Source organism: Pseudomonas sp. TE12234, from assembly GCF_054061835.1.
On the sequence record NZ_JBSSEP010000002.1, the window covers coordinates 307182 to 333709 of the forward strand.

The window sequence follows — 26528 nt, forward strand, 5'->3', positions numbered from 1 at the left end:
GTTGAAATTTCTTTTGATCGCATGTGACCCGACCCCCTGTTGCGGACATCAGTACAAGTAACCTGCCGAACGCCAAGCCCAACCGTCGGCACATCACTTGATTGGGCATACTGAGGGAATATCCTATGAACGCCCCGCTCCGTATCAACGAAGCTCTTTTGATTGCCGACCGCGCATTTCAGCCTTTCCAGTGCGTGGCCTGGGCGCAAGACTGCACCGGCGAACTCAGCCTGACCGTGATCGACCGTACCAACACCAGCATCGGCCGCAAGCAGATCCCGAGCAGCGCCTATACCGATCCAGCACAGCTTGAGCGCCTGCTTGAACAGGCCCGTACCGAGTTGAGCGAGGAAGGTTACCAACTCCAGTCCTGGTCAATGCCGCATTAATTGTTTTGCGGATTATCCCAAGGATAATCCGCGCCTTTCCCCTTCGTTAGTTGGTACTTGCGACACTCGTTTATTTGAACTTGTACGCGTCTGAATACGTTGCTGGCTTGCCAGTGGTTCGAAAAGACACTGTTGTGGCACACAACGACCCTCCGCTTGTTAGTTATCCCCATTGTGCATTCAAGCATTCAGGTTTTGAATGTTCTCCTTATAGTCTCCCTCCCAACTTCTGGATCAGGACGACTCGCAAGGAGATGCGTGCATGTCAATCCAGTCCGTCTTGGCTTCACAACCCGTAGTCGGTCATGCCGGTAAACTCGATCCTGCCTTCGCCAGCCATGGCAAGACCCAGGTGTATTTCGCCGACAGCCTTTCAAGCATGGCCAACGACGTCTCGATAGATTCACAGGGCCGTTTGCTGGTGGCGGCAAAGGTCGGAACCCAGGGAGGTAGCCGTTTTGGCCTGGCCCGACTGCTGAAGGACGGCTCGGCGGACCTGACCTTCGGCCACCAAGGCAGCGTCATCGGACAATTCGAACAAGGTTTCGAAGCCATGGCCGGCAAGGTTCAGGTGCTGCCCGATGGACACATTCTGATCGTCGGCCTGCACTATGAAAACACCCACCGTACCCTCCCCGCATTGGCCTTGTTTGACCAACAGGGCCGCCCGGCCCGGCAGTTTGGCGACAACGGTCGTTGCGTCGTGCGCCTGCCGGGGCATCTGTCTCATGGTGTGCGCGATGCCTGGCTGCCCGCAGGCGTGCCGGGTGCCGAAGCTTGTGAGGTGGCGGTCCAGGAGGACGGTCGAATCCTGCTGGTGGCCAACCATCACTTCGAACTGGCTGATCATGCCGGCCTGCTCATCCGGCTCGCCCCCGACGGTTCGCTGGACAGTACCTTCAATGGCCGCGGTTTCGTGATAGTCAGGCATTTGCTGATGAACACCTGGCTCAGCAGCCTGAGTGTGCAGCGGGACGGTCGGATCCTCGTCGGCGGCTCGATCAACTTCCCCGAGGAAGGGTTGTTGGCCCGCTATCTCCCGGACGGCAGTCTCGACGCCCATTTCGCCGTCGATGGATTCATGACCTTCAGGGCTCGTGGGCACAGCGCTCAGGTGAGTCAAATCATTCAGCAGGAAAATGGCGACGTGCAGTGCTTTGGCAGCAGCCGCGACCCGATGCATTGCATGGCCTTGAAAGTACGGGTCAATGGCCGCCCGGACAACCGCTGCAACGGCGGCCAGGCGCACTTGCTGAACATCGCTCGCAGCGGTTGCCAATGGACCGCCGCTCAAGCGCAACCGGACGGCAGCGTGTTGGTGGCCGGTGCCACCATCGGTGGTGTCGAAGCCGACTTCATTCTTGGCCGATACCTGCAGGACGGTCAGCTCGATCACGCCTTTGGCGATGGCAATGGATGGGTGCGTACCCGTCTGGGCAGAAGCCTGGATACGGCAACGTCCGTCGCCGTGCAGGAAGATGGAAAGATCGTGGTCGGCGGTTATTCCCTGGATGGCAACTATAAGGCGGTGGTTGTCCGTTATCTGCCTTAGTCCAAAGTATTTCTTCCGTACTTGATCTTCCCTTGCGCTTACGGCAAGTTGCGCGCTTCTTAATACAAGGAGCAGCTAATGTCCGGCTCGATGCCCCAGGCGTTCGCGCGTAACTTTCTGGGCAATTCACCCCGCTGGTACAAGGTTTGTATTGTCGGTTTCCTGATTCTCAATGCTCTGGTGCTGTGGACGGCAGGTCCGGTGGCCGCTGGCTGGTTACTGGTGCTGGAGTTCATTTTCACCTTGGCCATGGCACTCAAGTGTTATCCGCTGATGCCAGGTGGCTTGTTGTTGGTCGAAGCACTGTTGCTGAAAATGACCACGCCACAGGCGCTCTATGACGAGCTCGTGCACAATTTCCCGGTGATCCTGCTGCTGATGTTCATGGTGGCCGGCATCTACTTCATGAAAGACCTGTTGTTGTTCCTGTTTTCGCGCCTGTTGCTTGGGGTGCGCTCCAAGGCGCTGCTGGCGTTGATGTTCTGCTTTTTGTCGGCGTTCCTCTCGGCGTTTCTAGACGCTCTGACTGTGACGGCAGTGATCATCAGCGCTGCCGTCGGGTTCTACTCCGTGTACCACCGGGTGGCCTCGGGCACCGATCCACGCCAGGACGGCGAGTACGGCGATGATCAGCACCTGCCTACTCTCCATCACGGCGACCTCCATCAGTTTCGTGCGTTCCTGCGTAGCCTGTTGATGCACGGTGCCGTCGGTACGGCGCTGGGTGGCGTTTGCACGCTGGTGGGTGAACCGCAGAACCTGCTGATCGGCCACGAAATGGGATGGCATTTTTCCGAGTTCTTTCTGAAAGTCGCTGCGGTTTCGCTCCCGGTGCTGGTGGCGGGCCTGGTGACCTGCGTCCTGCTGGAGAAACTGCGCTGGTTCGGCTACGGCACTTTACTGCCGGACAACGTCCGCGCCGTGCTGGCCAATTACGCCGCCGAAGACAATGCCGAACGCACTTCGCAGCAGCGTGCAGCCCTCATCGTCCAGGGCGCGGCCGCATTGATTCTGATTGCCGGTCTGGCGTTTCACGTGGCGGAAGTGGGTTTGATCGGTTTGATGGTGATCGTGCTGATCACGGCCTTCACCGGCATCACCGACGAACATCGTCTCGGCAGCGCATTCAAGGATGCCATGCCGTTCACCGCATTGCTGGTGGTGTTCTTCGCCGTGGTGGCGGTCATTCACGATCAGCAGTTGTTCACGCCATTGATCCAGTGGGTACTGGCGCTGCCCGCCGATCAGCAACCGGGCATGCTGTTTATCGCCAATGGTTTGCTCTCGGCCATCAGCGATAACGTGTTCGTGGCGACCATCTACATCACGGAAGTGAAACAAGCGTTCCTCTCCGGCCACATGAGCCGCGAGCATTTCGAAACACTGGCGATCGCGATCAACACCGGTACTAACTTGCCGAGTGTGGCGACGCCTAACGGTCAGGCCGCATTCCTGTTCCTGCTGACTTCGGCGATTGCGCCGCTGATTCGTCTGTCTTACGGACGGATGGTATGGATGGCGCTGCCCTATACCGTGGTGATGGGTGGTCTGGGTTGGTACGCCGTGAGCTACTGGCTCTAAAGATTGCCCAAAAAATGTGTGGGCGAGCCTGCTCGCTCACACGATTGGATTTGAATGGCTATCGAGGGAGGATATACCGCTCTATCGCCTGAGCCGCACCCTCCTCGGTATTGGCGCCCGTCACCACATCAGCCTGGCGCTTCACTTCCTCCTCGGCCTGCCCCATGGCAATCGACAACCCGGCGCGTTGGAACATGGCCGGATCATTGCCGCCATCGCCCATGGCCGCCGTTTGCTCCAGCGGCACACCGAGAAACGCGGCCAGGGTCGCCAGCGCTTGGCCCTTGTTGGCTTGCATCGCGGTGATGTCCAGATAAACCGGTTGCGAACGGGAAACCTGGGCCTGCCCCTCCACCAGAGGTAGCAACTGCGCTTCTAGCTCGATCAGCAACTCGGCGTTGCTGCTGGCGGCGACGATTTTGTCGATACGTTCAAGAAACGGTTCGAAGCTCTCAACCGCTACCGGCGGATACCCCAGGCCATGCTGCTCTCGGGGCACCATGGGGCCGCTCGGGTCTTTCACCAGCCAGTCGCCGCCACTGAAGACCCAGACCTCAATGTCCGGCTGATCGGCCAACAGCGCCAGCGTGGTCAGTGCAGCGGTGGCCGGCAAGTAATGCGCCACCAGCAGACTGCCGTCCGGGTTGACGAGGGTACCGCCGTTGAAGGCAGCGGTCGGCAAGTCGACACCCAGGGCCTCGATCATGTGCAACATGGCTTTGGGTGGTCGGCCGGTGGCGAGACTGAACAGCACCCCGGCCTCACGCAACGCGCGTACCGCATCGACGGTGCGCTGACTGAGACTGTGGTCGGGCAGCAGCAAGGTGCCATCCATGTCACTGAGCAAAAACCGGATGGGATGTCGCGCCTGCCCACTCATCCGAGACCGTGCCAGACGCGACCATCGCGAGCCAGCAATTCTTCGGCGGCCTGCGGCCCGTTTTCACCTGCGGCGTAGTTTTGCAGCGTTGAATCCTGCTGCCAGGCGTCGAGGAACGGCTGTACGGCACGCCAGCCGTTTTCAATGTTGTCGGCACGCTGGAACAACGTCTGATCGCCGGTCAGGCAATCGTAGATCAGGGTTTCATAGCCGGTGGACGGTTGCATTTCAAAGAAATCCTTGTAGGCAAAACCCAGTTCGATGTTGTCCATTTTCAGGGCCTGGCCAGGCCGTTTGGCCAGCAAATCGAACCACATGCCTTCGTTGGGCTGAATCTGGATCCGCAGGTAGGTCGGTTCAAGCTCATCGACCTCGGTATCACGGAACTGCGCGTAGGGCGCGGGCTTGAAGCAAATGACGATTTCGGTGTCGCGCACGCTCATGCGCTTGCCGGTACGCAGATAGAACGGCACGCCGACCCAACGCCAATTGTCGATCATGACCTTCAGCGCCACATAGGTTTCAGTGTTGCTGTCCGGTGCCACCTTCTCTTCCTGGCGATACCCTGGCATTGGTTTGCCGTCGACTACCCCGGCGGTGTATTGACCGCGTACCGAATTGGCGCGGGCCTCTTCGATCGACCAGGGGCGGATAGCGCCGACCACCTTGGCTTTTTCCCCACGCACCGCATCGGCGCCAAAGGCTGCCGGAGGCTCCATGGCCACCATCGCCAGCAACTGGAACAGGTGATTAGGCACCATGTCGCGCAGGGCGCCGGTGTGTTCGTAAAAACTGCCACGGGTTTCCACGCCGACGGTTTCAGCGGCGGTGATTTGCACATGGTCGATGTAATGGTTGTTCCAGAACGCTTCGAACAGGCTGTTGGAAAACCGGCTGACCAGAATGTTCTGCACGGTTTCCTTGCCCAGATAGTGATCGATCCGATAGATCTGCTTTTCCGTCATGACCTTGAGCAGGGACGCATTCAGGGCTTCGGCGGTTTGCAGATCGGAACCGAAAGGCTTTTCGATCACCACCCTTCTGAAGGACTCCGGGCTCTCTTCCAGCAACCCGGACGCGCCGAGACGGCGGACCACTTCAGTGAAAAAACGTGGCGCGGTGGCCAGGTAGAACACCGCATTGCCAGTGCCGCTGGCGGCAATCTTCGCCCCCAGCGCTTGATATGTGCTGTCGTCCAGGAAATCGCCCTGGACGTAGCTGATGCCTTTGGCGAGTCTGGCCCACACCTGCGGGTCAAGGGCCTGATCGCCCTTGCCGACTTTTGCGGCCGCCTCGTTGCGAATGAAGTCTTCGAGTTTGTTCGCGAAGCCCTCATCGCTGATGGCGTTGTGGTCAACGCCGATGATCCGCAGTCCATCCCCGAGTAACCCGTCGCGCTTGAGGTTATACAGCGCCGGCATCAGCAGGCGCTTGACCAGATCGCCATGGGCGCCGAACAAAAACAGCGTGGTCGGTGGCGCGGGTTCCGTCTTGGATTTTCTGCGGATCACTTGGGTCATTTTTTCGGAGTCTCCACATGGCCGCCGAAGCCGAAGCGCTGGGCCGAAAGGATCTTGTCGCCAAAGGTGCCCTGGCCACGGGAACGGTAGCGCGAGAACAACGAGTTCGACAGCACGGGGACGGGCACCGATTGCTCCATGGCGGCTTCAATGGTCCAGCGACCTTCACCGCTGTCGGCTACGGATCCGGAAAAACCATCGAGTTTCGGGTCACTGGCCAGAGCGTCGGCGGTCAGGTCGAGCAGCCAGGATGAGACCACACTGCCACGACGCCAGACTTCAGCGATGTCCGCGACGTTCAAGTCGAAGCGCTGGTCTTCCGGCAGGTTGGTGCTGGCCTTGGTCTTGAGAATGTCGAAGCCTTCGGCAAAGGCCTGCATCATTCCGTATTCGATACCGTTATGGATCATTTTCACGAAATGCCCGGCACCCGCCGGACCGGCATGGATGTAGCCGTGCTCGGCGCGAGGGTCATCGGACTTGCGGTCCTTGGTGCGCGGAATGTCGCCCATGCCCGGTGCCAGGCTCTGGAACAGCGGGTCGAGACGGTTAACGGTCTCGGCATCGCCGCCGATCATCATGCAGTAACCGCGCTCCAGGCCCCACACGCCACCGGAAGTACCGACATCGATGTAGTGCAGGCCTTTTTCCGAGAGGGTTTTCGCCCGGCGGATATCGTCCTTATAGAAAGTGTTGCCGCCGTCGATGATGGTGTCGCCGGCTTCGAGCAGGTTGCTCAGGGCGTCGATTGTTTCTTCGGTCGGTGCGCCGGCCGGCAACATGACCCAGACCGCTCGTGGTTTGGCCAGGCCAGCGACCAGGGCCGGCAAATCGGCAGCGCCGGTGGCGCCCTCTGCGCTCAAGGTCTCGACGAAGGCGGTATTGCGGTCGTACACAACGGTGGTATGCCCGTTGAGCATCAGGCGCCGCGCAATATTACCGCCCATGCGGCCCAGTCCAATAATCCCGAGTTGCATGTGCTGATGCTCCCTACTACAAATAAAAGTGTGTCAAAGGTATAGCCCAACGCGACTAATGAAGCTTAGTCCAGAGCGTCGGGATGAAGTTTCCGGGCATTGTGCCCGATCCAGACTGATAACGTCTGGAATCGTGTCGAAGACACAACGACCATGAAAAATAAAAAAGTTCCCTTCAAAGGAAAAAGAAATCAAAATCGGCGCCGATAGTAGATCAACCGCCGATTTGGGCGGATCTACAGTTGAGACACGCCATTTGCGAGGTGAGCAATGGGCACCGTACAGACCGCACTGCCAGCACAAACCCTTTACGTCACTATCCGTCGCGATGAATTGCGCCAGTTGAAGGACGAACGCGATCAGTTGAAACAGGAACTGGCGCAACTGCGCTTGCTGCTCCAGGGCCAACAGCCCTTGTCCGTTACCCAGGGCGCCCCTCACGCCTGATTCCCCCGCCTGAACTGGAAGCAGTCCCGCACTGCTTCCGATGCGCAATAGTCCTTCGCCGGCCATGGCGACTCCCGCATTTTTCAGATTGGCTTGTTGATGCTCCGTCGATTGGGCAGCACTTCTCTATTCCTGCCCGGCAATTGACTGGCATGACCCGATGACAGGCAACGCTGATCCTGGGCTGGAAACTCCAACCACCTTTAATTCCCTTTTAATGGAATCGGCGGATAATCGAAATTCGACTTCGATTCATTGATTCATGGACGAATGGCATCCGACCGCTGTTAGTAGGAGGCATACCATGAAACGTATTACGTTGACCCTCGCCGTCCTGATGACTCTCGGCTCCACCTGCGTATTTGCAGAAGGTGGAGCCGAACGCATGAGGTACTACTACGAAACCCTGAGATACAACCAGCAACTGGCGTTGGGTAACGCCACGCAAAGTCAGACGACGCCATTGCGGGTCCCCGACGATCAAACCGCGCAGATGACCGAGTCCTACAGACCGAAATGATTGTTACACCTCTGACTGTCCTGCTCTGCAGTCAGAGTCGATCATTGGGCGTCCTGATGGGCGCCCCTTTTTTGTCTTGATCACAGCGCCTTGATCAAAGCGCCTTGATCCAGAACATCATCCGACCGTGCGCCGGGTCGAACTCACCCGGGGCAAAGCCGAACTTGCCGTAGGACGCCTGGGCCACCGCATTACCCTCCAGCACCTCCAGGGTGATTTTGCAGCAGCCGCGTTGACGGGCGATCTCTTCGACCTTCTGCAACATCCGCTGGCTCAGCCCCAATCCGCGAAACTTCGGCACGACCGCCACGTCATGAACATTGACCAGCGGCCGACAGGCGAAGGTCGAGAAACCTTCGAAGCAATTGACCAGCCCGGCGGGTTCGCCGCCGACGAAGGCCAGCACACTGAAGGCATGAGGGCGCTTGGCCAGCTCACCCGGCAAGTGCTCCAGCACGCCGGCAGGCAAGGAGTGACCTCCCCCCATCGGGTCTTCGGCGTAACTGTTCAACACCAGACAGATGGCTTCGGCATGCACCGGATTGGTGTAGCTGGCTTGCAACACTAGTATTTCCGCGGAATCCATTTCCATCCTCGATTGCATGAAGTAGCCCCAGCGCGTTGTTCGCCCTGGAAGGCCGGGTGACGATATCGTGGGCGCCGCGGCAAATCAAAAGCTTGCTGGCTCAATGCCCCCAAATCAAAGCCTCGGTCCAGCCCAACTCGGCAAAATCCTCAGCCCGCAGATGCGATTCGCCGACACAGAAAAACTCGTCCAGTTGTGGCGGCTTGACTGAGGTGCCGCTGAGCATCGCGTGAACCTGGCCGCGATGGTGGATCTGGTGCTCGAACAGGTGTGACAACAGGCGCAGGCGGCTCTCGTGCTGCGGCGTGTCCCGGGCGATGGTCACGACCCTGACCAGATCGGCATCGCGCATTTGCTCGCAATAGGCAATCAAGCGTCGATCCACATGGGATTGCTCGCGCATGAGGTCGACGGCCTGGGTGTAAGGCTCGTCGTCCTTGAAAAAGACGTAGCAATCGGGGTGCGGATCGTCGCCGCGCAACTCACGTTCGAGGGCATCCAGGTAAAACCAGTCGCAAGTCAGGATGTGGTTGAGGGTCGCGCTGAGACTGGGGAAGAAACTGGTGCGCGGTGCCGCCAGCTCATCTTGATGCAACTGACTCCAGGCCTTGGCCAGTCGATGATTGGCCCAGGCGTTCTGGTAGGCCATGGTCAGCAAATGGTGTGACAGCGGTTGATTCATCTTCACGCCTCCTGGTTCTCACGCCTCGGCGAAACGTTGCAGCTGCATCTCCTGCAGGCGACTGAGGGTGCGGCGGAACGGGAATTCCAGATAGCCCTGGGTGTAGAGCGAGTCCATGGGCACCTGCGCTTCGAGGTACAGCGGCACCTTGCGGTCGTAGCACTCGTCCACCAGGGCAATGAACCGCCGTACGCCGTCATCATGCACCGACAACTGTGGCAACTCGCGATCGCCGGCCACCACCCGCTCGACTCCATCTTCGGTACCACGGGCTATACGCCCCTGGCGCTTTTGAGCACTGAGGTTGGGTACGTCGCTCAACAGGATAGCGCTGTAGGTGTCACACAGGGTCATGAAATCCATGGCGGCAAAAGGCTGTTCACAGAGGTCGGCGTAATGACACCAGAGCACGCCCTGGCTGGCCTGCACGACATCGAGCGAGCGATAGCCGACCTGGACCGGCGCACTGGAAACCGCCTGACCGACGGTCAACGCCTTGAACACATCGCCCAGGGCACTCGATTGTCCGGGCGTATTCACCCAGTAACGCTGCAAGCCCTGGCCCGGATGCAGGCGATGGTCTTCCCCGCCATCCACGGCAATCACCTGCATGTGCTGCTTGATCGCCGCAATGGCGGGCAGGAAACGGTCGCGATTGAAGCCGTCGGCGTACAACTGGTCGGGTGGCAGGTTGGAGGTGCAGACCACCACCACGCCCTGCTCGAACATGACCTGGAACAAGCGCCCGAGAATGATGGCGTCACCGATGTCATTGACGAACAGTTCGTCGAAGCACAGCACCCGCACCTCTTCGGCGAGTTCCCGAGCCAGTGCCTTCAAGGGGTCGGCGGTGCCGGTCAGTTGAAACGAGCGCTGATGCACCCAGCCCATGAAATGATGGAAGTGCTGACGCCGGGCCGGTACCCGCAGGTGTTGGTAAAACTGGTCCATCAACCAGGTTTTACCGCGCCCGACCGGACCCCAGAGGTACACACCGGAAATCGACTTGCGGCCTTCATGCAAGGCTTCGTGGCACTTTTGCAACGCCCAGACGGCATGTTCCTGAGCTTCGTCCTGGACGAAGCCCTTTTGTTCGATGGCGTGTTGCCAGGCGCTGAGGGGGGAGTCGACATTCATGCGCAGCAGTATGCCACTCGTCAGCGTTGTCTTCAGTGAAATGTCCGAGAGAATGCTCAATCGAGGAAAAAGCACCACGCAGGCCGCTGACAGCCTGGTCGGAGGCACCTTCATCGCGAGTTAGCTCGCTCCTACGTATTTCAGGTGGCCCACCCGACATACCATCACTCGGGCAGGCGACCAAATACCGGGTTGTTTTTACCGGTCGACCTTATGCCTCGCCGCATACAAGCACAGCATTTCCATCGCCAGGGTCGCTGCCGCCAGTGAGGTGATGTCGGCGCTGTCATAGGCCGGTGCCACTTCCACCACGTCCATGCCCACCAGGTTGATCCCGCGCAAACCACCGAGAATCTCCAGCGCCTGCACCGTGCTCAAGCCGCCACACACTGGCGTCCCGGTACCCGGAGCGAAGGCCGGGTCGAGGCAGTCGATGTCGAACGTCAGGTACACCGGGTGATCGCCGACCCGTGCGCGGATGGCTTCGACCATCGCGTCCACGCCACGCCGATGCACTTGTCGTGCATCCAGCACTTCAAAGCCCTGGTGATCGTCGTTGGTGGTGCGCAAGCCGATCTGCACCGAACGCGAAGGATCGACCAGGCCCTCCTTGGCGGCGTGCCAGAACATGGTGCCATGGTCGATGCGCTTGCCCTCTTCGTCCGGCCAGGTGTCGCTATGGGCGTCGAAGTGAATCAGCGACAGCGCACCATGCTTGCGGGCATGGGCCTTGAGCAGCGGGTAGGTGATGAAATGATCGCCGCCGAAGGTCAGCATCGCACTGCCGGCATTGAGGATGTGTTCGGCGTGGGCTTCGATGCATTCGGGCGTCGACTGCGGCGATCCGTAATCGAAGTCGCAATCGCCAAAGTCAACGACCGCCAGATGATCGAACGGGTCAAACGTCCACGGCCAGTGGCGTTCCCAGGCGATGCCGGTGGATGCGGCGCGGATGCCCCGCGGTCCGAAGCGTGCACCGGGACGGTTACTGGTGGCCGTGTCGAACGGCACACCGCTGACCGCGACGTCGACACCGCGTAAATCGCGGCTGTAGCGACGACGCATGAAACTGGTGATTCCGGCGTAGGTACTTTCGGCGGCAGTGCCGTAAAGGCTGTCACGGGTGATGGCTTGGTCGTTCTGCGCTGGGACGTCCATTGAAGGTTCCTTGTTATTGGCGGCTACGGAAAGCGGTCCACACGCGAGTGCGCTGGCGCATGTCCTTGAGGCTCATACTGCGGTCGGCGTACAGGCGGTCACGAATGTCGGCGGGCGGATAGATGTCCGGATCGGTGCGCACGGCCTCATCCACCAGCGGCGTGGCCGCCTGGTTGGCCGTGGCGAAGAACAGCGTGTTGGTCAGTGCGGCGACGGACTCTGGGCGAAGCATGAACTCGATGAATTGGCGAGCGGCTTCGGGGTGTGGCGCATCCTTGGGGATCGCCAGATTGTCTTGCCAGACCAGGGTGCCTTCCTTCGGAATCCGGTAGGCGATTTCGTACGGTTTGTTGGCCTTGCGCGCCTGATCCGCGGCCATGCTCGCATCGCCGTTGTAAGCCAGTGCCAGGCAAATGCTGCCGTTGGCCAGATCGTTGATCTGCCGCCCGCTGGCGACATACAGCACCGAGGGCTGCAGTTGATGCAACAACACCTGCGCCGCATCCAGATCATTCTTGTCGGTGCTGTAGGGGTCTTTGCCCAGGTAGTGCAAGGCCAGGCCGATCACTTCCTGCGGCGAATCGATGATCGCAACGCCACAGTCCTTGAGCTGGCTGGCGTATTCCGGTTTGAAGAGCAAATCCAGGCTGTTGAGCGGCACGTTCGGCAGGCGCTTGCGCACCGCTTCGACATTCATGCCCAGCCCCAGGGTGCCCCAGGTGTAGGGCACGCCATATTGATTGCCGGGATCGACCGCGGCGAGCTTCTCCAGCAGGTCCGAATCAAGATTCGCGTAGCCCTTGAGGCCTTCATGGGGAATCGCTTTCAGTGCGCCCGCCGCCAGGCCACGCGCCAATACGCTGGACGACGGCACGACCACGTCATAGCCGCTGCCACCGGTGAGCAACTTGGTCTCGAGCACTTCCGGTGCATCGAAGGTGTCGTAGCGCACATGAATGCCGGTTTCCTGCTCGAAACGTTGCAGGGTTTCCGGGGCAACGTAATCGGCCCAGCTGTAGAGATTGACGACTTTGTCTTCAGCCTGGGCCGAGGCGGCCACGGCCAGGAGCAACGCGGGTAAACACAGCTTGAACTTGGGAGCCATGACGAACACCTGACAAGAGGAAGTGACGGCAGGATGCGTCGTCGGATACATTGGTGAAATATCAAGTTTGTTAACCTGACATTACCCAGGAATAATGTTTGATGCTCGGTCAACTCCACGATCTGGACCTGCACCTGTTGCGCCTGTTCGTCAGCGTGGTGGAATGTGGTGGCTTCAGTGCGGCCCAGGGTGAACTGGGCTTGAGTCAGTCCAGCATCAGCCAGCAAATGGCCAAACTGGAAACCCGACTCGGCTATCGCCTGTGCAGTCGTGGCAAGGGCGGATTCAGGATCACCCCCAAGGGCGAACAATTGCTCTCGGCCACCAAGGCTTTGTTCGAATCTATTGAAGCGTTCCGCCATCAATCCAACGGCGTGGCCGGAAGATTGATCGGAGAGGTGCGCCTGGGCCTGTCCGAAGCCCTGGATCAATCGGTACTGCAACACGTGGCCGGCGCGATCCGGCGTTTCCGTGAGCGAGACGAATCAGTGCGCATCGAGTTGATCAGCGCGATGCCCGGCGAAATGGAGCGCTTGTTGCTGCAACAGCGTCTGGACCTGGCCATCGGCTATTTCTCCCAGGCACAGAGCGCTTTCGATTACCGCCAATTGTTCAGCGAAACCCAGCACCTGTATTGCGCCCCCGGTCATCCGCTATTCGACAACGATGCGCCGGACGATCAGGCATTGCAGGCCTGCGACCGGGTCGATCACCCCTACCGCTTCCTGCGCAGCGATGAGCCGTTCCAGGGCAAAGTGTGTTCGGCGCGCTCGGAGCAGGTCGAAGGCACCCTCGCCTTCATTCTGTCCGGCAAGCACGTCGGCTACCTGCCCAGCCACTTCGCCCGAAGCTGGGAAGACAAAGGCTTGCTGCGGGTCGTGCGCCGTGAAGGCATGAGCTTCGATGTAGCGTTCCATTTGGCCCGCCATCGCGCCCAGATCCCGGGGGATGCGCAGAAGGCGTTTGAAGAGGATTTGCTTGCGGCGTTTGCCTGAACAGCGAATCCCTCTGTAGGAGCGAGCTTGCTCGCGATGGTTTTCAGAACACCGCGGGGTGCCTGACTTCCCGTGTTTTCGTTGACGTCCATCGCGAGCAAGGCTCGCTCCTACAGGTTGGCCGAGGTTTCGGGGACTTTGCTCGCCACAAAATGGTCTTTCTGGCATCCTGCGCCTCCATTTTCTGACCCGGGTCGCCTTCTGGCCCGTACAAGCCCCATGACCGTCTCTGAAAAACCCCCTGCCCCGCGTCACAACGACCTGATCTATGGCCTCAACGATCGCCCGCATCTGACCGCCACCGTCTTCGCCGCCCTGCAACATGTGCTCGCCAGTTTCGTCGGCATCATCACCCCGACACTGATCATGGGCAGCGCCCTGGGCCTGCACAGCGAAATCCCTTACCTGATCAGCATGGCCCTGTTTGTCTCGGGCCTGGGCACCTTCGTTCAGGCGCGGCGTTTCGGTCCGGTGGGTTCCGGCTTGCTGTGCCTGCAAGGCACCAGTTTTTCGTTCATCAGCGTCATTCTCAGCGCCGGTTTCATGGTCAAGGCCCGGGGCGGCGGCACCGATGAAATCCTCTCGACGATTTTCGGCGTGTGCTTTTTCGCCGCATTCATTGAGGTGGTGTTGAGCCAGTTCATCGGCAAATTGCGCATGCTGATCACCCCGGTGGTCACCGGCACGATCATCACGCTCATGGGGCTGTCGCTGATCAAGGTCGCCATGACCGACATCGCCGGCGGATTCGGCGCCAGCGACCTGGGTGCTGCCAGCCACCTGGGCCTGGCCGGGCTGGTGCTGGGGACGATCGTGGCGCTGAACCGGGTCGATGTGCCGTTCCTGCGTCTGGGCGCCATTGTCATCGGCCTGACCCTGGGTTACGGGGTTGCCTGGCTGATGGGCCATGTCGACTTCGCCACCCTGCCGGCCGTGCCGCTGATGAGCGTGCCGGTGCCGTTCAAATACGGGTTTTCCTTCGATTGGGTGGCGTTCGTGCCGGTGGCCGTGATTTTCCTGGTGTCGCCACTGGAAGCGGCCGGTGACTTGACGGCCAACTCGATGATTTCCCGGCAGCCGGTCAAAGGCCCGGTGTACATCCGCCGAATCAAGTCAGGGTTGCTGGCCGACGGCCTCAATTCGGCCATGGCCGCGGTGTTCAACAGCATGCCGATGGTGACCTTCGCACAGAACAACGGCGTCATTCAGCTCACGGGCGTGGCCAGCCGTTACGTAGCGTTTTTCATTGCCGGCCTGTTGGTGCTGCTGGGGTTGTTCCCGATGATTGGCGCGGTACTGCAATTGATGCCCAAACCGGTGCTCGGCGGCGCTGAGCTGGTGATGTTCGGCACCGTCGCGGTGGCCGGGATCAAGATCCTCGCCGAAGCGGGACTGCATCGGCGCAACATGCTGATCGTGGCGATTTCCCTGGGCATGGGCCTGGGCGTGGCGGCAGTGCCAGAAGTCCTGCGTGAACTGCCCTTGGCCCTGCACAACATTTTTGAATCGCCCATCACCGTCGGCGCGCTGTGCGCTATCGTTTTGAATATCTTCCTGCCTGAAGAATTCATCGAGCTGGAAGAGGACGAGTTCGACCCCGAGGCCTCGGTCCTGCAAGTGATGCAGAACCCCGAAATGCCGGCCCAGGGTGAACCCGTAACGCCTGCGGGTGTCGCACAGTTGAACCGCTAGATTGCGCTCAAGGGCTGAGCCATGGGTGGTTCAGTCCTTTTCTCGTCGAGAGCACCTCAATGCGCAGTGTCCACGCAGTCCTCGTTTCCCTCTTGCTGCTCTGCCTGAGCGCCTGTACCTCGTTCCCCAACAGCGATCCGTTGAATGTCAATATCGTCGGTATTGAGCCGCTGCAAAGCCAGGACATGGAAGTCCGGTTCGCCGTGAAAATTCGCGTGCAGAACCCCAATGACACCAACATCAACTACAACGGCGTGGCACTGGACCTGGAAATCAACGGTCAGCCCTTTGCCTCCGGGGTCAGCGATCAGTCCGGTTCAATTTCACGCTATTCCGAAACCGTGTTGACCGTGCCGGTCAGCGTGTCGGCCTTCTCGGTGTTGCGCCAGACCATTGGGTTGAGCCAAATGCAATCCCTGAACAATCTGCCCTACGTGCTGCGCGGCAAGTTGGCCGGAGGCCTGTTCGGTACCACACGCTTCGTGGACAGTGGCAAACTCAGCCTGCCAGGGCCGATGACCGGCAGCCGCTAAGTATGATTTCAAGGAGCGATAAAGAACATGGAACCCACCCCCACGCTTTACACCCAGCGTCTGATCCTGCGCCCGCTGGAACTGGCCGATGCCGAAGCCATCCAGCAACAATTCCCGCACTGGGAAGTGGTGCGTTACCTGAACGTCTTGGTGCCCTGGCCCTATCCCTGCGATGGAGCGCTCACGTACTTGCGAGACAATGCCCTGCCTGCGATCGCCCGTGGCGAGGAATGGCATTGGTCGATCCGCTTAAAGTCGGCACCCGGGCAATTGATCGGCAATATCAGCCTGATGAATGAACAGGACAACAACCGCGGATTCTGGCTTGGCCCGCAATGGCAAGGTCAGGGTTTAATGACCGAAGCGAGTGAGGCGGTCACCCGATATTGGTTTGAAACCCTGGATCGTGACGTGTTGCGCGTGCCCAAAGCGGCGCCGAACATTGGCTCACGCAAACTTTCCGAGCGTACCGGCATGCGCCTGATCCACACCGAGGAAGGCGACTTTGTGGGGGGAAGATTTCCGAAAGAAGTCTGGGAAATCACCCGCGAAGAGTGGCTCCAGCAGCGCTGACTCATCATTTCAAAAGGGAAGAACGCCGACACTTGGAAACCACAAATCAACTGCAGGAGCTAGCTTGCTCGCGATAGCGTTGGAACAGTCAACAAATGTGTTGGATGTGCCTCCGTGATCGCGAGCAGTCTCGCTCCTTCAGGCGTCATGCGCTGAACTTCACGCCGGGCCTGGCCCGTTCATCCACCGTCAACTCGAACACATCCGGGCGTGCATAGTGGCCCACTACGTCATAGTCGTAACGGGCGCGGATCAAATCATCGGTGTCGATTTCAGCCGTGAGCAAGCCTGGTCCGTCACGTAACGGCCCGGCCAGAACGTCGCCCATGGGCCCGACGATCACACTGCCGCCGGCAATCAGCGGCCGCTGCGCCGGCCAATTGGCCACTTCCACGCCCAGGGCTTGCGGCGAATCCTGGACCTGACAAGCGCTGACCACAAAGCAGCGCCCCTCATGGGCGATATGGCGCATGCTGACCTGCCACATCTCCCGCTCATCCACGGTCGGCGCGCACCACACTTCGATGCCTTTGGCGTACATCGCGGTGCGCAGCAGCGGCATCATGTTTTCCCAGCACACCACCGCCCCAATCCGCCCGACCTGGCTGTCGATCACTGGCAGGGTCGAACCGTCGCCCTTGCCCCAGATCAGGCGCTCGGTGCCGGTGGGCATCAGTTTGCGGTGCTTGGCGACCAGCCCGGCCTGCGGGTCGAAATACAGCGCGGTGCAATACAAGGTGCTGCCGGCACGCTCGATCACGCCGATGACCAGATTGGCGTTGGTACGCGCCGACAATCCGGCCAGCGCGTCCGTTTCCGCTCCGGGTACATCGATTGAGTTGGCGAAATAGCGGGCGAACGCTTCGCGGCCCTCGGGCAATCGGTAGCCCAATTGCGTGCCAAAGCCCTCACCTTTCGGATAACCGCCCAGCAAGGCTTCTGGCATCACCACCAGCGCGGCAGTGGATTCGATGATTGCGTTTTCATACGACAGGATCTGTTCCAGGGTCTCGGCTTTGCCGCCGGGCAAGGCGCCGATCTGCAGGGCAGCAACGATTGATTTGGGCATCGCGGTCACTCCATTCACATCAGGTGTTGCTGATTCTCCAGCCTGACGCAATCATGAATAAAGCCCCACTTACTGCTAAATGATATGAACCAAATGAATATCATCGACATCGATCTCAACCTACTCAAAGTCTTCGAAGCCCTGCACGAGGAGGCCAGCGCCAGCCGCGCCGCCCTGCGCCTGGGGGTGACGCAATCGGCGGTCAGTGCCGCGTTGCGGCGGTTGCGCGAGGTGTATGGCGATCAGTTGTTCGTGCGCACCGGCCGCGGCCTTGCCCCTACGCTGGCGGCCAATCAGTTGAAGCCGGTGGTCAGCGATGCGCTCCACAAATGCCGACAAAGCCTGGCAATGCTTGACCCCACCGCCAACCATTACGACGGGCGCTCGGTGACGGTGGGCATGTCCGACGATTTCGAGATTGCGTACGGTCGCCGCTTGATCGAAGAAATTGCCCGACGCGCGCCAAAGTTACGACTGATCTTTTGCCAAACCCACAGCCAGATCGTCGCGCAAGCCCTGATGGAACGCAGCATCGACCTGGCGATTACCGCCGGCGGTTTTGCCGAACGTCTGCTCAGTCGCCAAGTGCTGGGCGAGGGACATTACGCGTGTCTGGTTGATCCGCTCAGCCTGGCCGAGGGACAGCAGCACATCAGTCTTGAGGCGTTTGTGGCCCGCGAACACATTCTGGTGTCGTCGGGTGGATTCATCGGGATCACCGACGAAGGCTTGGCGGCGGTCGGCTTGAGCCGGCGGGTCTGCGCCTCGACCACGCATTTTGCGGCGTTGCCGCACCTGCTCAAGGGCAGTCAGGCGGTGGCGACCATTCCGGCCCACGCCGCGCGAAGCATCGCGGCGCTCACGGGCCTGGCGCTGCTGCCCTGCCCTTTGATATTGCCCCGTTACCCGATCGAGCTGGGCTGGCGTACCAGCACCCGGCTCGATCCGGTGGTGTTGAAAGTACGTGAAGCGATCGTAGCCAGTTTTGCCTAAGCGTTACTTGTTGGCTGCCATCAGGCGATTGACTTCGCTGCGCACCATGTTCGAAAACTCCGGCGGCGACATGCCGTCCAGCTCGGCACGGACCCACTCGGCCCATTTGCCTTTGCGCTTGGCACGTTCGCCAAACAGCCGTGCGGCTTCACCCTTGGCTTTGCCCAGGTTGGTTTGCCAGAGTTCGAACAGACGGGATTTCTCATCTTCAAGCGCAGCGCGCTCGGCAAGGGGTTTGTCGGCCAGATTGAAGCTCATGGGAATTTCCTGCTGCGTAAAATAGGCAACATCTTACACTGTAGGACGAAACGTCCTGCGCTGGATTTTCTTCCGGATTGAATCTGAGCGAAAAATCGCTGCAACTTTTTCAATCGCGGCGCACTCCATTGTTCACTGTCCACTTACCTGCAAGGAGTCCTTCAATGGCCCGGAAAACCGCCGCACAAGCCGCCGAAGATCAAATCAAGGATCAAGCATTCAGCGAACTTTCAGCCCTGATCGAAGAATCGGAAAAATTGCTCAAAAGCAGCGCCTCACTGGTCGGTGAGGAAGCCGAGACGCTTCGCGGGCAGATTGCCCAGAAACTCCAGCAGGCCCGGGATTCAGTGACCAGCGTGCGTGATCGGGCGAAACCTGCGGTCGACGCCACCGAGACCTACATCGGCGGCCATCCATGGCAAACCGTTGCGGTTTCTGCCGGATTTGGCCTGGTGGTCGGGTTGTTGCTGGCACGCCGCTGAACACACGTAAATCCAACGCCCTGTGGGAGCTTGCTCCCACAGGTGTGGTGGTGTTCACACGTTCATCAAATTCCAGCCAACTCCCGCAAATTCGCCAACGTCTGGTCATCCAGGGCAATGCCCGCCGTTGCGGATTTCGCGCGTTGATGATGACGCCGATCACCCGGCAAGCGCTTAAGACCCACACCGTGCATCTGCCGTACCAGCTCCTGGCTGCGCTCGGCGAAGCTCTGCCCCGCGGCCTTGGATGGATCGATCACGATCAGCAATTGTCCGGTCCATGGGGTCTTGGCGCCCGGATGGTTTTTCCAGTCGAACTCGAAGGAGAAATTGCCTCCGGTCAACGCCGCCGCCAGCAACTCCACCATCATCGACAGCGCCGAGCCCTTGTGCCCGCCGAACGGCAACAAGGCACCGCCTTCGAGGATCGCTTTCGGGTCCTGGGTCGGCTGACCGAGACTGTCTACGCCCATGCCGGGAGGCAAACGCTCACCCTTGCGCGCAGCAATCTGCACGTCGCCATGGGCAATGGCGCTGGTCGCCAAGTCAAAGACAATCGGATCACCGTCGGCCCGCGGCGCGGCGAAGGCAATCGGATTGGTGCCAAACAGCGGCCGGTCGGCACCATGCGGCACCACGCAAGTCATGCTGTTGACCACGCTGAGCGCCACCAGCCCTTCATAGGCAAACGGCTCGACGTCCGGCCACAGAGCCGCGAAATGATGGGAATTGCGGATCGCCAGGACCGCGATGCCGGCACTGCGGGCCTTTTCCACCAGCAGGGCCCGTGCGGCGGCGAGGGCCGGTTGCGCAAACCCGTTGCCGGCGTCGACCCGGACAAACCCCGAAGCCACATCCTCGACCACCGGAACGGCCTGACCGTTGACCCAACCGCTTTGCAGCGTCGAGACGTATCCCGGCATCCGGAACACCCCGTGACTGTGCGCCCCGTCGCGTTCGGCGCCGGCGCAGTTTGCAGCAAGCACCCGGGCAACTTCGGCCGAGGTGCCATGACGCTGGAATATCTTCTCAAGCAAGGCTGTCAGTTCGTCGAAGGACAGGTTTTGCGAGACAACAGTAGACACTTGATCGTGTGGCGCAGACATCTGAAGCTCCAGACTAATTATTGGAGGGGGCAACAGCGTAGGTAGACCGCCGATTAACAACTCGGGGCGAGCGACCTGTCAACTTTTAGATGGGGCCGATGCATTAAAGGGGCGTTATCGAGGTGTCACAAACTCAAGTCCGGCAGGCAGTAACTATCTACCACCTTTGTCCGTTCAAGGTTTTTTAGGCTTGAGACTCTATCAACAGGCGCACTCATCGGCGCCGCGCATGAGACTCGACGATGCCAACTTCCCCCACTCCGCTTTTTTTCCCCGAGGCCCTGCAGTCCCCTGGACTCTGGAACGACCTGGGCAAAGTCCACCGGCTTTCACGCAAGGAATTCGAATGGCTCGGCCACGTGGAACTGGCCAGCCAGGCACTGCGCAGGCAACAAACGCCGCCCATGCTCGCGCACAGCATCCTGATCCACGCGGAGGGGTCCGGGTACACGCCCCTGATCGGCAGTTTTGTCTTGAGCCTGACGCCGGATGACAACGGTTTGATTCTTTACAACCCGTACGATGGCATCAGGAAGTTCGACAACCTCGACACGCTTAAAAGCCAACTTGAACAGCGCCTCAACAGTGCCGTCGAGGACAGTCGGTTGCTGGCGCTGATGTCGTTGGCAGATCGCAAAGCCCTGAGCGCCCGTGACAAGCTTCAGGTGACATTCCAGGTCATCGAGGGCGACGTGTTCGAGCAACAGCGCACCACCATTGCCCACCAACAACAACTCAATGATCAGGCCATGCTCGACGAACTGCTCATGTTGCCGACCCTGGCCTCGTTGCTCAATACGGTGCTTGATGAGTTGCTGCAGTCGGCGTTTCCGGGCCTGGATCAAAGCCGGACCCGGGTCAATTTCTACGCCGAGACAGCGCCGGAAAACCCTGGCCAGGAACCGGTTCGACGCTGGCGCAGCTCGCTCTCTCTGAGTGACGCAGTATTGCGTTATTACCGCCATCAACGCTGGCCCAGCGGCGAATTTCATGAGTTTGCCCATCCGGACAGGACTTCGGCCAGTACTGACCAGCAACATTGGGAAAGCGCTGTAAATGCAGCGTCAAGCAAACTAAATGACCTGCTTGCCAGGCTTCTGGAGCGGTATTGGGGCGCTGCCGCGGTAGATGGCGGATCGCGCCGCAGTTTTTTCAGTCGCGCGATCCGTGAGCAGGCACGCGCAGAGTTACTGCTCAAACGCGAAGCCGGGATCATCAGCCCGGAACAGTTCCAGGCCTTGCACGGCATGATTGAGCCAACGGAAACCACGGTCAGACGCCCGACACTGGAGACCGTGCGCCTGTGGGAACACCCGGCGCATTATGTCGAACTGGCGGGCTCGTTGATGATCAGCCATGCCAATGCCTACCTCTACACCCCGACTCAGGGGCTCCAGGTCTTGAAGGACTACCTGGACCTCAAGGCCACGTTGCTGAGCAAATTCAGCGCGACCGGTCACGAGGACGAACTCTATGGTCTGCTCACGCTGGAGGAGCGCAACCGCTTCCTCGGCTTCCACAAACCGCAGGTCTCCGGGGAGGTGATTAACGGTTCGATATTCAACACCCTGTTCGAAGCGATCATCAGCAAACAACTGCAAAACATGGAATACGCCCTGCAGGTCTACCGTCACAGTGATGGCAACGTGGACATCCACGCGCTGTTCGACAAGGCACTGGATATACGCTCGATGCTCAGTGAGCGCTTGCTGACGCTCGACGCCCATGGGCGCTGGAGTACCCGACCAGTGTTGGCGGGCAAGCAACAGCACTCAATCGTGCGGGCAGACACCGCCGCCCAGCACATCAAAACCTTCAATGATGTTGAAGCGCTGATCCGCGCCGACTTCGCCGCTCAACCGCTTACTTCGTTGGCGCTGCAACGGGTCTATCTGGCGGACATGAAGCCCCGACTGGCCCACGCCCTATCCGTCGGGATACGCGGGGAAGCCAACCTGCGCGTACTGCAAGCCACCCTGCGAGGCGTCGAACAAGCGATAGTCGATACCGTGCTCAACCCGGATCAACCGGACCGCAAGAGTCGCCACGCACTCAATGGTTTTCGGCCTGATGCTTACTCATTGGTCCTTGCGTGCTCCGGCCAGCATGACGTACTGCCGCTGCCCAACTGCGTCGTGCTCACCGAGCGTGGCGGGCTCGATAACCAGCACTCGGGCCGGGCCATTCTGTGGACGCCAGCGGCAGGGCTGGAAGTCTTCGCTTCAGTCGATAGCGTAAAACAGGCATTGACCCTGCGCCTGCTCGACCCCCGCAAGCGCCTGGCCCTGCTGGAAAACCTCACGGTCGCCCAGCGTTCAGTCCATGGCCGTTATTCGCTCAATTCCCTGCGATTGATCGAGGGCAGCGTCCTGCAGCACCTCTCGCAAACGGCCATTGATCACTTTCTGTCGGCCTGCGAGCACATCCGCACGCAGGACCTGGGCGAAGACAAAAAGCGCAAAGCCCTGAAGAACCTTGCGAACACCGTCATCGACACCAATTTGCAGCGGGCCACGCTGATCGCCAAGAGTCTCGCCCTGCAGCAGACCTTGCCGGCCTGGCTCTGCAAGGCACCACTGGAAGAGCAGCAATTGCATCTGGAGTTGCTGGAGCAATATCGCAACAGCGTCACTGACGATAAAGACTACCTGCACGGGATCCAGCCCCTCTCGTCCTACGTGCATGCCCGTCTGAAAGCCTTGCTCGCCAGCCGGTTCCCCCAATCGCCGCTGGACCCTGACGAAATAAAAATAACCCCCAACCTGGCCCTGGCCGGGCCGTCTCGCCCCCTGACCGAGTTTGCCCTGAACCACATCAACATCGCTCAAGGCACCGGATTCAAGCTCGCCTCAGCGACCAGCCAGCCCCTGCCAGACCGTCTCGACCAGGCCGCCATCCAGCAACTTCTTCAGTCACTGGACCTCCAGCGCGACTACGCCCGGTTGGTGAGCGACGCATTGACCGGCGCCGATGCAGACAGTCGTAAGCTGCGTTTTATCCAACAGCTGCCGTGGCAGCTGTTGCAACACGCCCATGCCTTGAAACTGCAGCAACGCTTGTCTTCCGGTGCCTTCGACTTGATCGCTCAAGTCGTGGACATGCCAGACGCAATCGCCCGGGCGGCCGTGCAAGGGGCGCACGCCATCGTCCGGCCGCTGGAGCTTATCAAGACGCCGGGGGCTGACGCCGTGAAAGCCCTGGGCCTTTACCTGATCGGTCCCGGCGCCGGAAAGCCGGGGCCACATGTCCTGTATGCGCCTTACCACCCCACGACGGCTTTCAGCGAGTTCGAGAACGAAGCCGGCGTTGTCGCTGCGTTCAATCAACCGGGCCCCCTGCAGGATCTGTTGATTCGCCGTTTGCCGGAAACTCAGCGCACGGTGTTCAGCAACCTGTTCAAGTCCACCGTCGGACAACGGAGCGAAATCACCCTCGCCTCGTCCCCCCTGACCGGCAACTTCCTCAGCCAGATGTACGGCGACAACATCAGCCTGTTGTCACGGATGCTCGGCAGCCAGTCCGAGATCAGCGGCCAATCGGACTGGGAGGCGATAAAGAACCTGTTCAGCACTGGCGTCAAACTGATCATTGGCCTGTTGCCGGGCAAACTCGCCTGCGTGACGTTTCTGTGGCAAAGCTTCAAAGACTTCGAGGCCTCCGCCGAAGCACTGCAGGACCATCATTGGCAAAGGGCGTTGCAGGCCTTCATTGCCGGTACCGTACAAATGGTTTCCCTGGGGCGGCTATCACTGGAAACTTCAGCCCTTACCGAACAGGCGACCACCGAAACGGCACCGGTGATCCCTCCGGTGACCGACCCGCAATGGACAGACACCCGGCCAACGGCGACGTCGCGTACGTCATTGCAGGCCTTCGAAGCGCCCACCGTGGCCTTGCAGCATTTCACCAAGAGTGAGGACGATGGCACCTACTTCGATCCGATCAGTAAAAACAGCTACGCGCCCATTGCCGGCAAGGTGTACCGCGTTGCCAAACCGGCCGCAGTCTGGCAGATACTGAACGATCAACAGAGCGGCCCGTCGCTGCGGCAATCGCCGACACGGCAACTGGTGGTCGACCCGGACCTGCATACCGTGCACTACGGCAAAGCCCTGTCGAAAATGCACAATCGATACGCGACCAACCATGAGGTCAGGCGGGTATTGAACATCGAAGCGCGGGGCATGGAAGACATACGTACCCACCATCCCGAAAAGGCCCGGATGATCGTGCAGGCCATCGATATGGCACGCTATTACGCCTTCAACAGCCTGCATAATCTGGCGCACCTAAGGCGCTTGATCCCCGGCACTCGACTGGATACGTTCCTCAAACATTTCTTTGATGTTCGCAGCGTCGATCACGGTCTGCTCGACAAAATCAAACAGAGCATCGTCCCCATTTGCACGGCGCTGGTGGATCCCGAAGAAGATTTGCTGAACAGCGAACGTTTTATCGTAGGCTCGAACAAGTACCAACACGCCAACCTGATCGCTTTCGTCGTGGAGCAGGATGCGCGGAAAAACGTGCATTTCACTGAAAGATTCTTCGATCAGCAACTGGACTGGTACAAGTCCTGTTTGACCGAGCCCTTCAATGTCGACGAACACAGTCAGGCCGCCACACTGATCCATGAGTTCGCGCATTTGTTTGCAAGCGCCCTGGATATTGCGACGCTGGAGGCGAGACGGCCGTTCAGTGACCTGGTGTCGCCCATTACCCAGTATGGACGTGCGATCAAGCAGATTCAGGAGGTTTTTCAGCGAGAAGCGCTATCGCTCGGGACGCCCCGGGAAGAACTGTTCGCCCGCTGGAATAACGACGATCAGGCATGGGAAGACCTGGATGAAATTCCCGGCTTGAATCACGTGGGCAAGGCCATCCTCAAAATCGCCGGCACCCAGACAATGGAAGCGGCGCGCGAAGCCTTTCTCGACCCACACAACCCGGACAAGAGGATTGACATCATCTTGCGCAATGCCGATTCGATCGCATTCCTGATTTGCGAGATGGGCCGACAGCTGGACCCGTTGCCCGACACATCGGCCTCACAAGCCTGACCGACACGAACATGCGCAGCTTCGGGGGCTGCGCATCGGTTTTCCCCAGTAATGATGGCCCGATTCAATGCCGTTTGATCCTGCTCGATTGTCTGAATCCGGTCATGCACGGCGCATCCATTCAGGGACGAAACAAACGACAAAATTGCGTGCGCTGGCAGGAGATGCTGTGGGGCTCACAGGTTGCTGACGCAATGACGACGAAATTTCTACATTAGAGGCCTCATGATTTGCGTGGCTCATACGTCCAGTCAGGTACGAGCGCACAACTTTTTTCCTGATGAGGCTCGCAACAGGAGTTTTGCCATGTACAACTCGCAACTGCCATCGGACGGTAGCAATGCGCCAATCGGCAACGCCCTCGGAAGCGATGCCTTCGACCCGCCAGCCGAGCGCCATGGCAATGAGCGGATTCGGGTGCTGCTCAAGAGTTTCGGCCTGCGCACCAGTCTGATCCGCCTGAAAGTCATCGACGCCTTGCTGACGGCCGCCAAACACGACCGCAGCCTGGGCGTGCGTGGCGTGCACACTCAATTGCTGGAGCTGGATATACCACTGTCCTTCCTGAGTGTGCGCGAAGTGCTCAAACGCCTGTGCAGTGAAGGCGTGCTAGTCCTCAATCCGGACAAAAGCTACAGCCTGCACCCGAAGGCCGCCGCTGTCCTGCACCAGGCATGAACAAACCCTGAGCCGTTCGCTCAGGGCTTGACCTTGCGACGCATCACCCCATTGATGACTACCACGATCACCGCCACGCCAATGGCGATGTACTGGAACAGCTTTTCGCTGATGACCCCAATGTTCTGCAGATACGAAAGGCCAAACATGATTCCCAGCACCACCAGGGAGATCAGAATCGAGTATTTCAAACGTTGCGACTGGGTCATTGCCATTTCCTGAATGTAAGCCTGAACCTGAAGAATGTATCCGCTTTGTATCCGATCGCATGCCAAGTCCCTACCGATTTTCGGGGATGAGAGGCGGCGAACGGGGTCTCATGTTACAGCCGATGAAGAGTTTTAGCTTCATCGCGGCGATAACCATGAGGATTTACAAATGTTGCGTCGAATCACCCTGTTGATTCCCCTGCTGGCTCTCTTGTCCCTGAGCGGCTGCATCGTGTTCCCCCGCGGTGGCTGGCACCATGACCATTACTACAACGACCATGGCGGACCGGGTTACTACCAGCATCGATAACGTCCGTTATTCATCAGGCAGCCGAACATTCAATCA

At 59.5% G+C, this 26528-nt stretch carries 26 protein-coding genes; 14 read left to right on the forward strand and 12 right to left on the reverse strand.

Features of this window, described 5'->3' with window-relative positions; genetic code table 11:
- Positions 1-125 precede the first annotated feature (125 nt).
- The 3 genes from ACVWYU_RS05115 (at position 126) to nhaB (ending at position 3522) form a co-directional block, all read left to right on the forward strand.
- Entirely contained in the window at positions 126-389 is a 264-nt protein-coding gene (locus ACVWYU_RS05115) for a hypothetical protein (RefSeq protein ID WP_457372105.1), read from the forward strand.
- A 262-nt stretch (positions 390-651) separates the two neighbouring features.
- Entirely contained in the window at positions 652-1941 is a 1290-nt protein-coding gene (locus ACVWYU_RS05120; protein WP_457372106.1) for a hypothetical protein, read from the forward strand.
- Positions 1942-2019: 78 nt separating this feature from the next.
- Positions 2020-3522: a sodium/proton antiporter NhaB gene (gene nhaB, locus ACVWYU_RS05125; protein ID WP_390956236.1), complete on the forward strand. Its 1503-nt coding sequence runs from the start codon at positions 2020-2022 to the stop codon at positions 3520-3522.
- Positions 3523-3580: 58 nt separating this feature from the next.
- Here the strand turns inward: nhaB and ACVWYU_RS05130 are convergent, their stop codons facing one another.
- From ACVWYU_RS05130 to gnd, 3 genes are read right to left on the reverse strand one after another with little or no spacing between them, the layout of a single operon-like run.
- Positions 3581-4402 (reverse strand): HAD family hydrolase, encoded by an 822-nt coding sequence (locus tag ACVWYU_RS05130; RefSeq protein WP_457372107.1) that lies wholly within the window; start codon positions 4400-4402, stop codon positions 3581-3583.
- Positions 4399-5922, reverse strand: coding sequence for a glucose-6-phosphate dehydrogenase (gene zwf / locus ACVWYU_RS05135; protein WP_457372108.1), 1524 nt, complete (start codon positions 5920-5922; stop codon positions 4399-4401). The genes ACVWYU_RS05130 and zwf overlap by 4 nt, the downstream gene beginning before the upstream one ends.
- Entirely contained in the window at positions 5919-6923 is a 1005-nt protein-coding gene (gene gnd, locus ACVWYU_RS05140) for a phosphogluconate dehydrogenase (NAD(+)-dependent, decarboxylating) (RefSeq protein WP_343229240.1), read from the reverse strand. Before gnd ends, zwf begins: the two co-directional genes overlap by 4 nt.
- A gap of 246 nt (positions 6924-7169) precedes the next feature.
- On the opposite strand from gnd, the gene ACVWYU_RS05145 reads away from it, so the two are divergent.
- A complete protein-coding gene (locus tag ACVWYU_RS05145; protein ID WP_247255836.1) occupies positions 7170-7346 on the forward strand; it encodes a DUF6026 family protein in 177 nt (58 codons plus the stop codon).
- A 304-nt stretch (positions 7347-7650) separates the two neighbouring features.
- Positions 7651-7866 (forward strand): hypothetical protein, encoded by a 216-nt coding sequence (locus ACVWYU_RS05150; protein WP_090321160.1) that lies wholly within the window; start codon positions 7651-7653, stop codon positions 7864-7866.
- 94 nt (positions 7867-7960) lie between these two features.
- Here the strand turns inward: ACVWYU_RS05150 and ACVWYU_RS05155 are convergent, their stop codons facing one another.
- The 5 genes from ACVWYU_RS05155 to ACVWYU_RS05175 all read right to left on the reverse strand — a co-directional run bounded on the left by ACVWYU_RS05155 (position 7961) and on the right by ACVWYU_RS05175 (position 12534).
- Positions 7961-8452, reverse strand: a complete 492-nt coding sequence (locus ACVWYU_RS05155; RefSeq protein WP_247255834.1) for a GNAT family N-acetyltransferase — start codon at positions 8450-8452, stop codon at positions 7961-7963.
- Between the two features lie 100 nt (positions 8453-8552).
- Entirely contained in the window at positions 8553-9134 is a 582-nt protein-coding gene (locus ACVWYU_RS05160; protein ID WP_457372109.1) for a DinB family protein, read from the reverse strand.
- A gap of 18 nt (positions 9135-9152) precedes the next feature.
- A complete protein-coding gene (gene zapE, locus ACVWYU_RS05165) occupies positions 9153-10271 on the reverse strand; it encodes a cell division protein ZapE (RefSeq protein ID WP_457372110.1) in 1119 nt (372 codons plus the stop codon).
- Between the two features lie 198 nt (positions 10272-10469).
- Positions 10470-11429 carry an agmatinase gene (speB, locus tag ACVWYU_RS05170; protein WP_457372111.1) on the reverse strand — a complete coding sequence of 320 codons (960 nt, stop codon included), beginning with the start codon at positions 11427-11429 and terminating at the stop codon, positions 10470-10472.
- Between the two features lie 13 nt (positions 11430-11442).
- Positions 11443-12534 carry a polyamine ABC transporter substrate-binding protein gene (locus ACVWYU_RS05175; RefSeq protein WP_457372112.1) on the reverse strand — a complete coding sequence of 364 codons (1092 nt, stop codon included), beginning with the start codon at positions 12532-12534 and terminating at the stop codon, positions 11443-11445.
- A 101-nt stretch (positions 12535-12635) separates the two neighbouring features.
- Between ACVWYU_RS05175 and ACVWYU_RS05180 the strand changes: the two genes are divergently transcribed.
- From ACVWYU_RS05180 to ACVWYU_RS05195, 4 genes are all read left to right on the forward strand, one after another.
- Complete coding sequence (locus ACVWYU_RS05180) at positions 12636-13529, forward strand: LysR family transcriptional regulator (RefSeq protein ID WP_457372113.1); 894 nt, start codon at positions 12636-12638, stop codon at positions 13527-13529.
- A 219-nt stretch (positions 13530-13748) separates the two neighbouring features.
- Positions 13749-15221, forward strand: coding sequence for a nucleobase:cation symporter-2 family protein (locus ACVWYU_RS05185; RefSeq protein ID WP_457372114.1), 1473 nt, complete (start codon positions 13749-13751; stop codon positions 15219-15221).
- Positions 15222-15280: 59 nt separating this feature from the next.
- Positions 15281-15754, forward strand: coding sequence for an LEA type 2 family protein (locus ACVWYU_RS05190; RefSeq protein WP_247255829.1), 474 nt, complete (start codon positions 15281-15283; stop codon positions 15752-15754).
- Positions 15755-15781: 27 nt separating this feature from the next.
- Positions 15782-16327 (forward strand): GNAT family N-acetyltransferase, encoded by a 546-nt coding sequence (locus ACVWYU_RS05195; protein WP_457372115.1) that lies wholly within the window; start codon positions 15782-15784, stop codon positions 16325-16327.
- A 145-nt stretch (positions 16328-16472) separates the two neighbouring features.
- On the opposite strand, the gene ACVWYU_RS05200 is transcribed toward ACVWYU_RS05195, so the two are convergent.
- Positions 16473-17396, reverse strand: a complete 924-nt coding sequence (locus ACVWYU_RS05200; protein ID WP_457372116.1) for a carbon-nitrogen hydrolase family protein — start codon at positions 17394-17396, stop codon at positions 16473-16475.
- An 84-nt stretch (positions 17397-17480) separates the two neighbouring features.
- Between ACVWYU_RS05200 and ACVWYU_RS05205 the strand changes: the two genes are divergently transcribed.
- Positions 17481-18389 (forward strand): LysR family transcriptional regulator, encoded by a 909-nt coding sequence (locus ACVWYU_RS05205; protein ID WP_457372117.1) that lies wholly within the window; start codon positions 17481-17483, stop codon positions 18387-18389.
- 3 nt (positions 18390-18392) lie between these two features.
- Here the strand turns inward: ACVWYU_RS05205 and ACVWYU_RS05210 are convergent, their stop codons facing one another.
- Positions 18393-18647 (reverse strand): hypothetical protein, encoded by a 255-nt coding sequence (locus ACVWYU_RS05210; RefSeq protein WP_047528516.1) that lies wholly within the window; start codon positions 18645-18647, stop codon positions 18393-18395.
- Positions 18648-18811: 164 nt separating this feature from the next.
- On the opposite strand from ACVWYU_RS05210, the gene ACVWYU_RS05215 reads away from it, so the two are divergent.
- Positions 18812-19129 carry a DUF883 family protein gene (locus ACVWYU_RS05215; protein WP_090321126.1) on the forward strand — a complete coding sequence of 106 codons (318 nt, stop codon included), beginning with the start codon at positions 18812-18814 and terminating at the stop codon, positions 19127-19129.
- Positions 19130-19194: 65 nt separating this feature from the next.
- Here the strand turns inward: ACVWYU_RS05215 and ACVWYU_RS05220 are convergent, their stop codons facing one another.
- On the reverse strand, positions 19195-20235 hold the full coding sequence (locus tag ACVWYU_RS05220; protein ID WP_457372118.1) for an Ldh family oxidoreductase: 1041 nt from the start codon (positions 20233-20235) through the stop codon (positions 19195-19197).
- Between the two features lie 242 nt (positions 20236-20477).
- Here ACVWYU_RS05220 and ACVWYU_RS05225 point away from each other — a divergent pair, with 242 nt between their 5' ends.
- Together ACVWYU_RS05225 and ACVWYU_RS05230 are read left to right on the forward strand one after the other, a co-directional pair.
- On the forward strand, positions 20478-25295 hold the full coding sequence (locus ACVWYU_RS05225; RefSeq protein ID WP_457372119.1) for a hypothetical protein: 4818 nt from the start codon (positions 20478-20480) through the stop codon (positions 25293-25295).
- A gap of 306 nt (positions 25296-25601) precedes the next feature.
- Positions 25602-25973: a fe2+ zn2+ uptake regulation protein gene (locus ACVWYU_RS05230; RefSeq protein WP_247255824.1), complete on the forward strand. Its 372-nt coding sequence runs from the start codon at positions 25602-25604 to the stop codon at positions 25971-25973.
- Positions 25974-25993: 20 nt separating this feature from the next.
- On the opposite strand, the gene ACVWYU_RS05235 is transcribed toward ACVWYU_RS05230, so the two are convergent.
- Positions 25994-26182 (reverse strand): hypothetical protein, encoded by a 189-nt coding sequence (locus tag ACVWYU_RS05235; protein ID WP_247255823.1) that lies wholly within the window; start codon positions 26180-26182, stop codon positions 25994-25996.
- A gap of 169 nt (positions 26183-26351) precedes the next feature.
- Between ACVWYU_RS05235 and ACVWYU_RS05240 the strand changes: the two genes are divergently transcribed.
- Complete coding sequence (locus ACVWYU_RS05240; protein WP_162842372.1) at positions 26352-26492, forward strand: hypothetical protein; 141 nt, start codon at positions 26352-26354, stop codon at positions 26490-26492.
- Positions 26493-26528 lie beyond the last annotated feature (36 nt).

What these genes read in the sequence shown, in the direction of transcription:
- ACVWYU_RS05225 (WP_457372119.1), top strand. Translation starts at nt 20,478, where the DNA reads ATGCCAACTTCCCCCACTCCGCTTTTTTTCCCCGAGGCCCTGCAGTCC.
- ACVWYU_RS05230 (WP_247255824.1), top strand. Translation starts at nt 25,602, where the DNA reads ATGTACAACTCGCAACTGCCATCGGACGGTAGCAATGCGCCAATCGGC.
- ACVWYU_RS05220 (WP_457372118.1), bottom strand. Translation starts at nt 20,235, where the DNA reads ATGTCTGCGCCACACGATCAAGTGTCTACTGTTGTCTCGCAAAACCTG.
- ACVWYU_RS05215 (WP_090321126.1), top strand. Translation starts at nt 18,812, where the DNA reads ATGGCCCGGAAAACCGCCGCACAAGCCGCCGAAGATCAAATCAAGGAT.
- ACVWYU_RS05185 (WP_457372114.1), top strand. Translation starts at nt 13,749, where the DNA reads ATGACCGTCTCTGAAAAACCCCCTGCCCCGCGTCACAACGACCTGATC.
- zapE (WP_457372110.1), bottom strand. Translation starts at nt 10,271, where the DNA reads ATGAATGTCGACTCCCCCCTCAGCGCCTGGCAACACGCCATCGAACAA.
- ACVWYU_RS05240 (WP_162842372.1), top strand. Translation starts at nt 26,352, where the DNA reads ATGTTGCGTCGAATCACCCTGTTGATTCCCCTGCTGGCTCTCTTGTCC.
- zwf (WP_457372108.1), bottom strand. Translation starts at nt 5,922, where the DNA reads ATGACCCAAGTGATCCGCAGAAAATCCAAGACGGAACCCGCGCCACCG.
- ACVWYU_RS05180 (WP_457372113.1), top strand. Translation starts at nt 12,636, where the DNA reads ATGCTCGGTCAACTCCACGATCTGGACCTGCACCTGTTGCGCCTGTTC.
- speB (WP_457372111.1), bottom strand. Translation starts at nt 11,429, where the DNA reads ATGGACGTCCCAGCGCAGAACGACCAAGCCATCACCCGTGACAGCCTT.
- ACVWYU_RS05130 (WP_457372107.1), bottom strand. Translation starts at nt 4,402, where the DNA reads ATGAGTGGGCAGGCGCGACATCCCATCCGGTTTTTGCTCAGTGACATG.
- ACVWYU_RS05175 (WP_457372112.1), bottom strand. Translation starts at nt 12,534, where the DNA reads ATGGCTCCCAAGTTCAAGCTGTGTTTACCCGCGTTGCTCCTGGCCGTG.
- ACVWYU_RS05200 (WP_457372116.1), bottom strand. Translation starts at nt 17,396, where the DNA reads ATGCCCAAATCAATCGTTGCTGCCCTGCAGATCGGCGCCTTGCCCGGC.
- ACVWYU_RS05210 (WP_047528516.1), bottom strand. Translation starts at nt 18,647, where the DNA reads ATGAGCTTCAATCTGGCCGACAAACCCCTTGCCGAGCGCGCTGCGCTT.
- nhaB (WP_390956236.1), top strand. Translation starts at nt 2,020, where the DNA reads ATGTCCGGCTCGATGCCCCAGGCGTTCGCGCGTAACTTTCTGGGCAAT.
- ACVWYU_RS05145 (WP_247255836.1), top strand. Translation starts at nt 7,170, where the DNA reads ATGGGCACCGTACAGACCGCACTGCCAGCACAAACCCTTTACGTCACT.
- ACVWYU_RS05160 (WP_457372109.1), bottom strand. Translation starts at nt 9,134, where the DNA reads ATGAATCAACCGCTGTCACACCATTTGCTGACCATGGCCTACCAGAAC.
- ACVWYU_RS05195 (WP_457372115.1), top strand. Translation starts at nt 15,782, where the DNA reads ATGGAACCCACCCCCACGCTTTACACCCAGCGTCTGATCCTGCGCCCG.
- ACVWYU_RS05120 (WP_457372106.1), top strand. Translation starts at nt 652, where the DNA reads ATGTCAATCCAGTCCGTCTTGGCTTCACAACCCGTAGTCGGTCATGCC.
- ACVWYU_RS05150 (WP_090321160.1), top strand. Translation starts at nt 7,651, where the DNA reads ATGAAACGTATTACGTTGACCCTCGCCGTCCTGATGACTCTCGGCTCC.
- ACVWYU_RS05235 (WP_247255823.1), bottom strand. Translation starts at nt 26,182, where the DNA reads ATGACCCAGTCGCAACGTTTGAAATACTCGATTCTGATCTCCCTGGTG.
- ACVWYU_RS05155 (WP_247255834.1), bottom strand. Translation starts at nt 8,452, where the DNA reads ATGGATTCCGCGGAAATACTAGTGTTGCAAGCCAGCTACACCAATCCG.
- ACVWYU_RS05205 (WP_457372117.1), top strand. Translation starts at nt 17,481, where the DNA reads ATGAACCAAATGAATATCATCGACATCGATCTCAACCTACTCAAAGTC.
- ACVWYU_RS05115 (WP_457372105.1), top strand. Translation starts at nt 126, where the DNA reads ATGAACGCCCCGCTCCGTATCAACGAAGCTCTTTTGATTGCCGACCGC.
- ACVWYU_RS05190 (WP_247255829.1), top strand. Translation starts at nt 15,281, where the DNA reads ATGCGCAGTGTCCACGCAGTCCTCGTTTCCCTCTTGCTGCTCTGCCTG.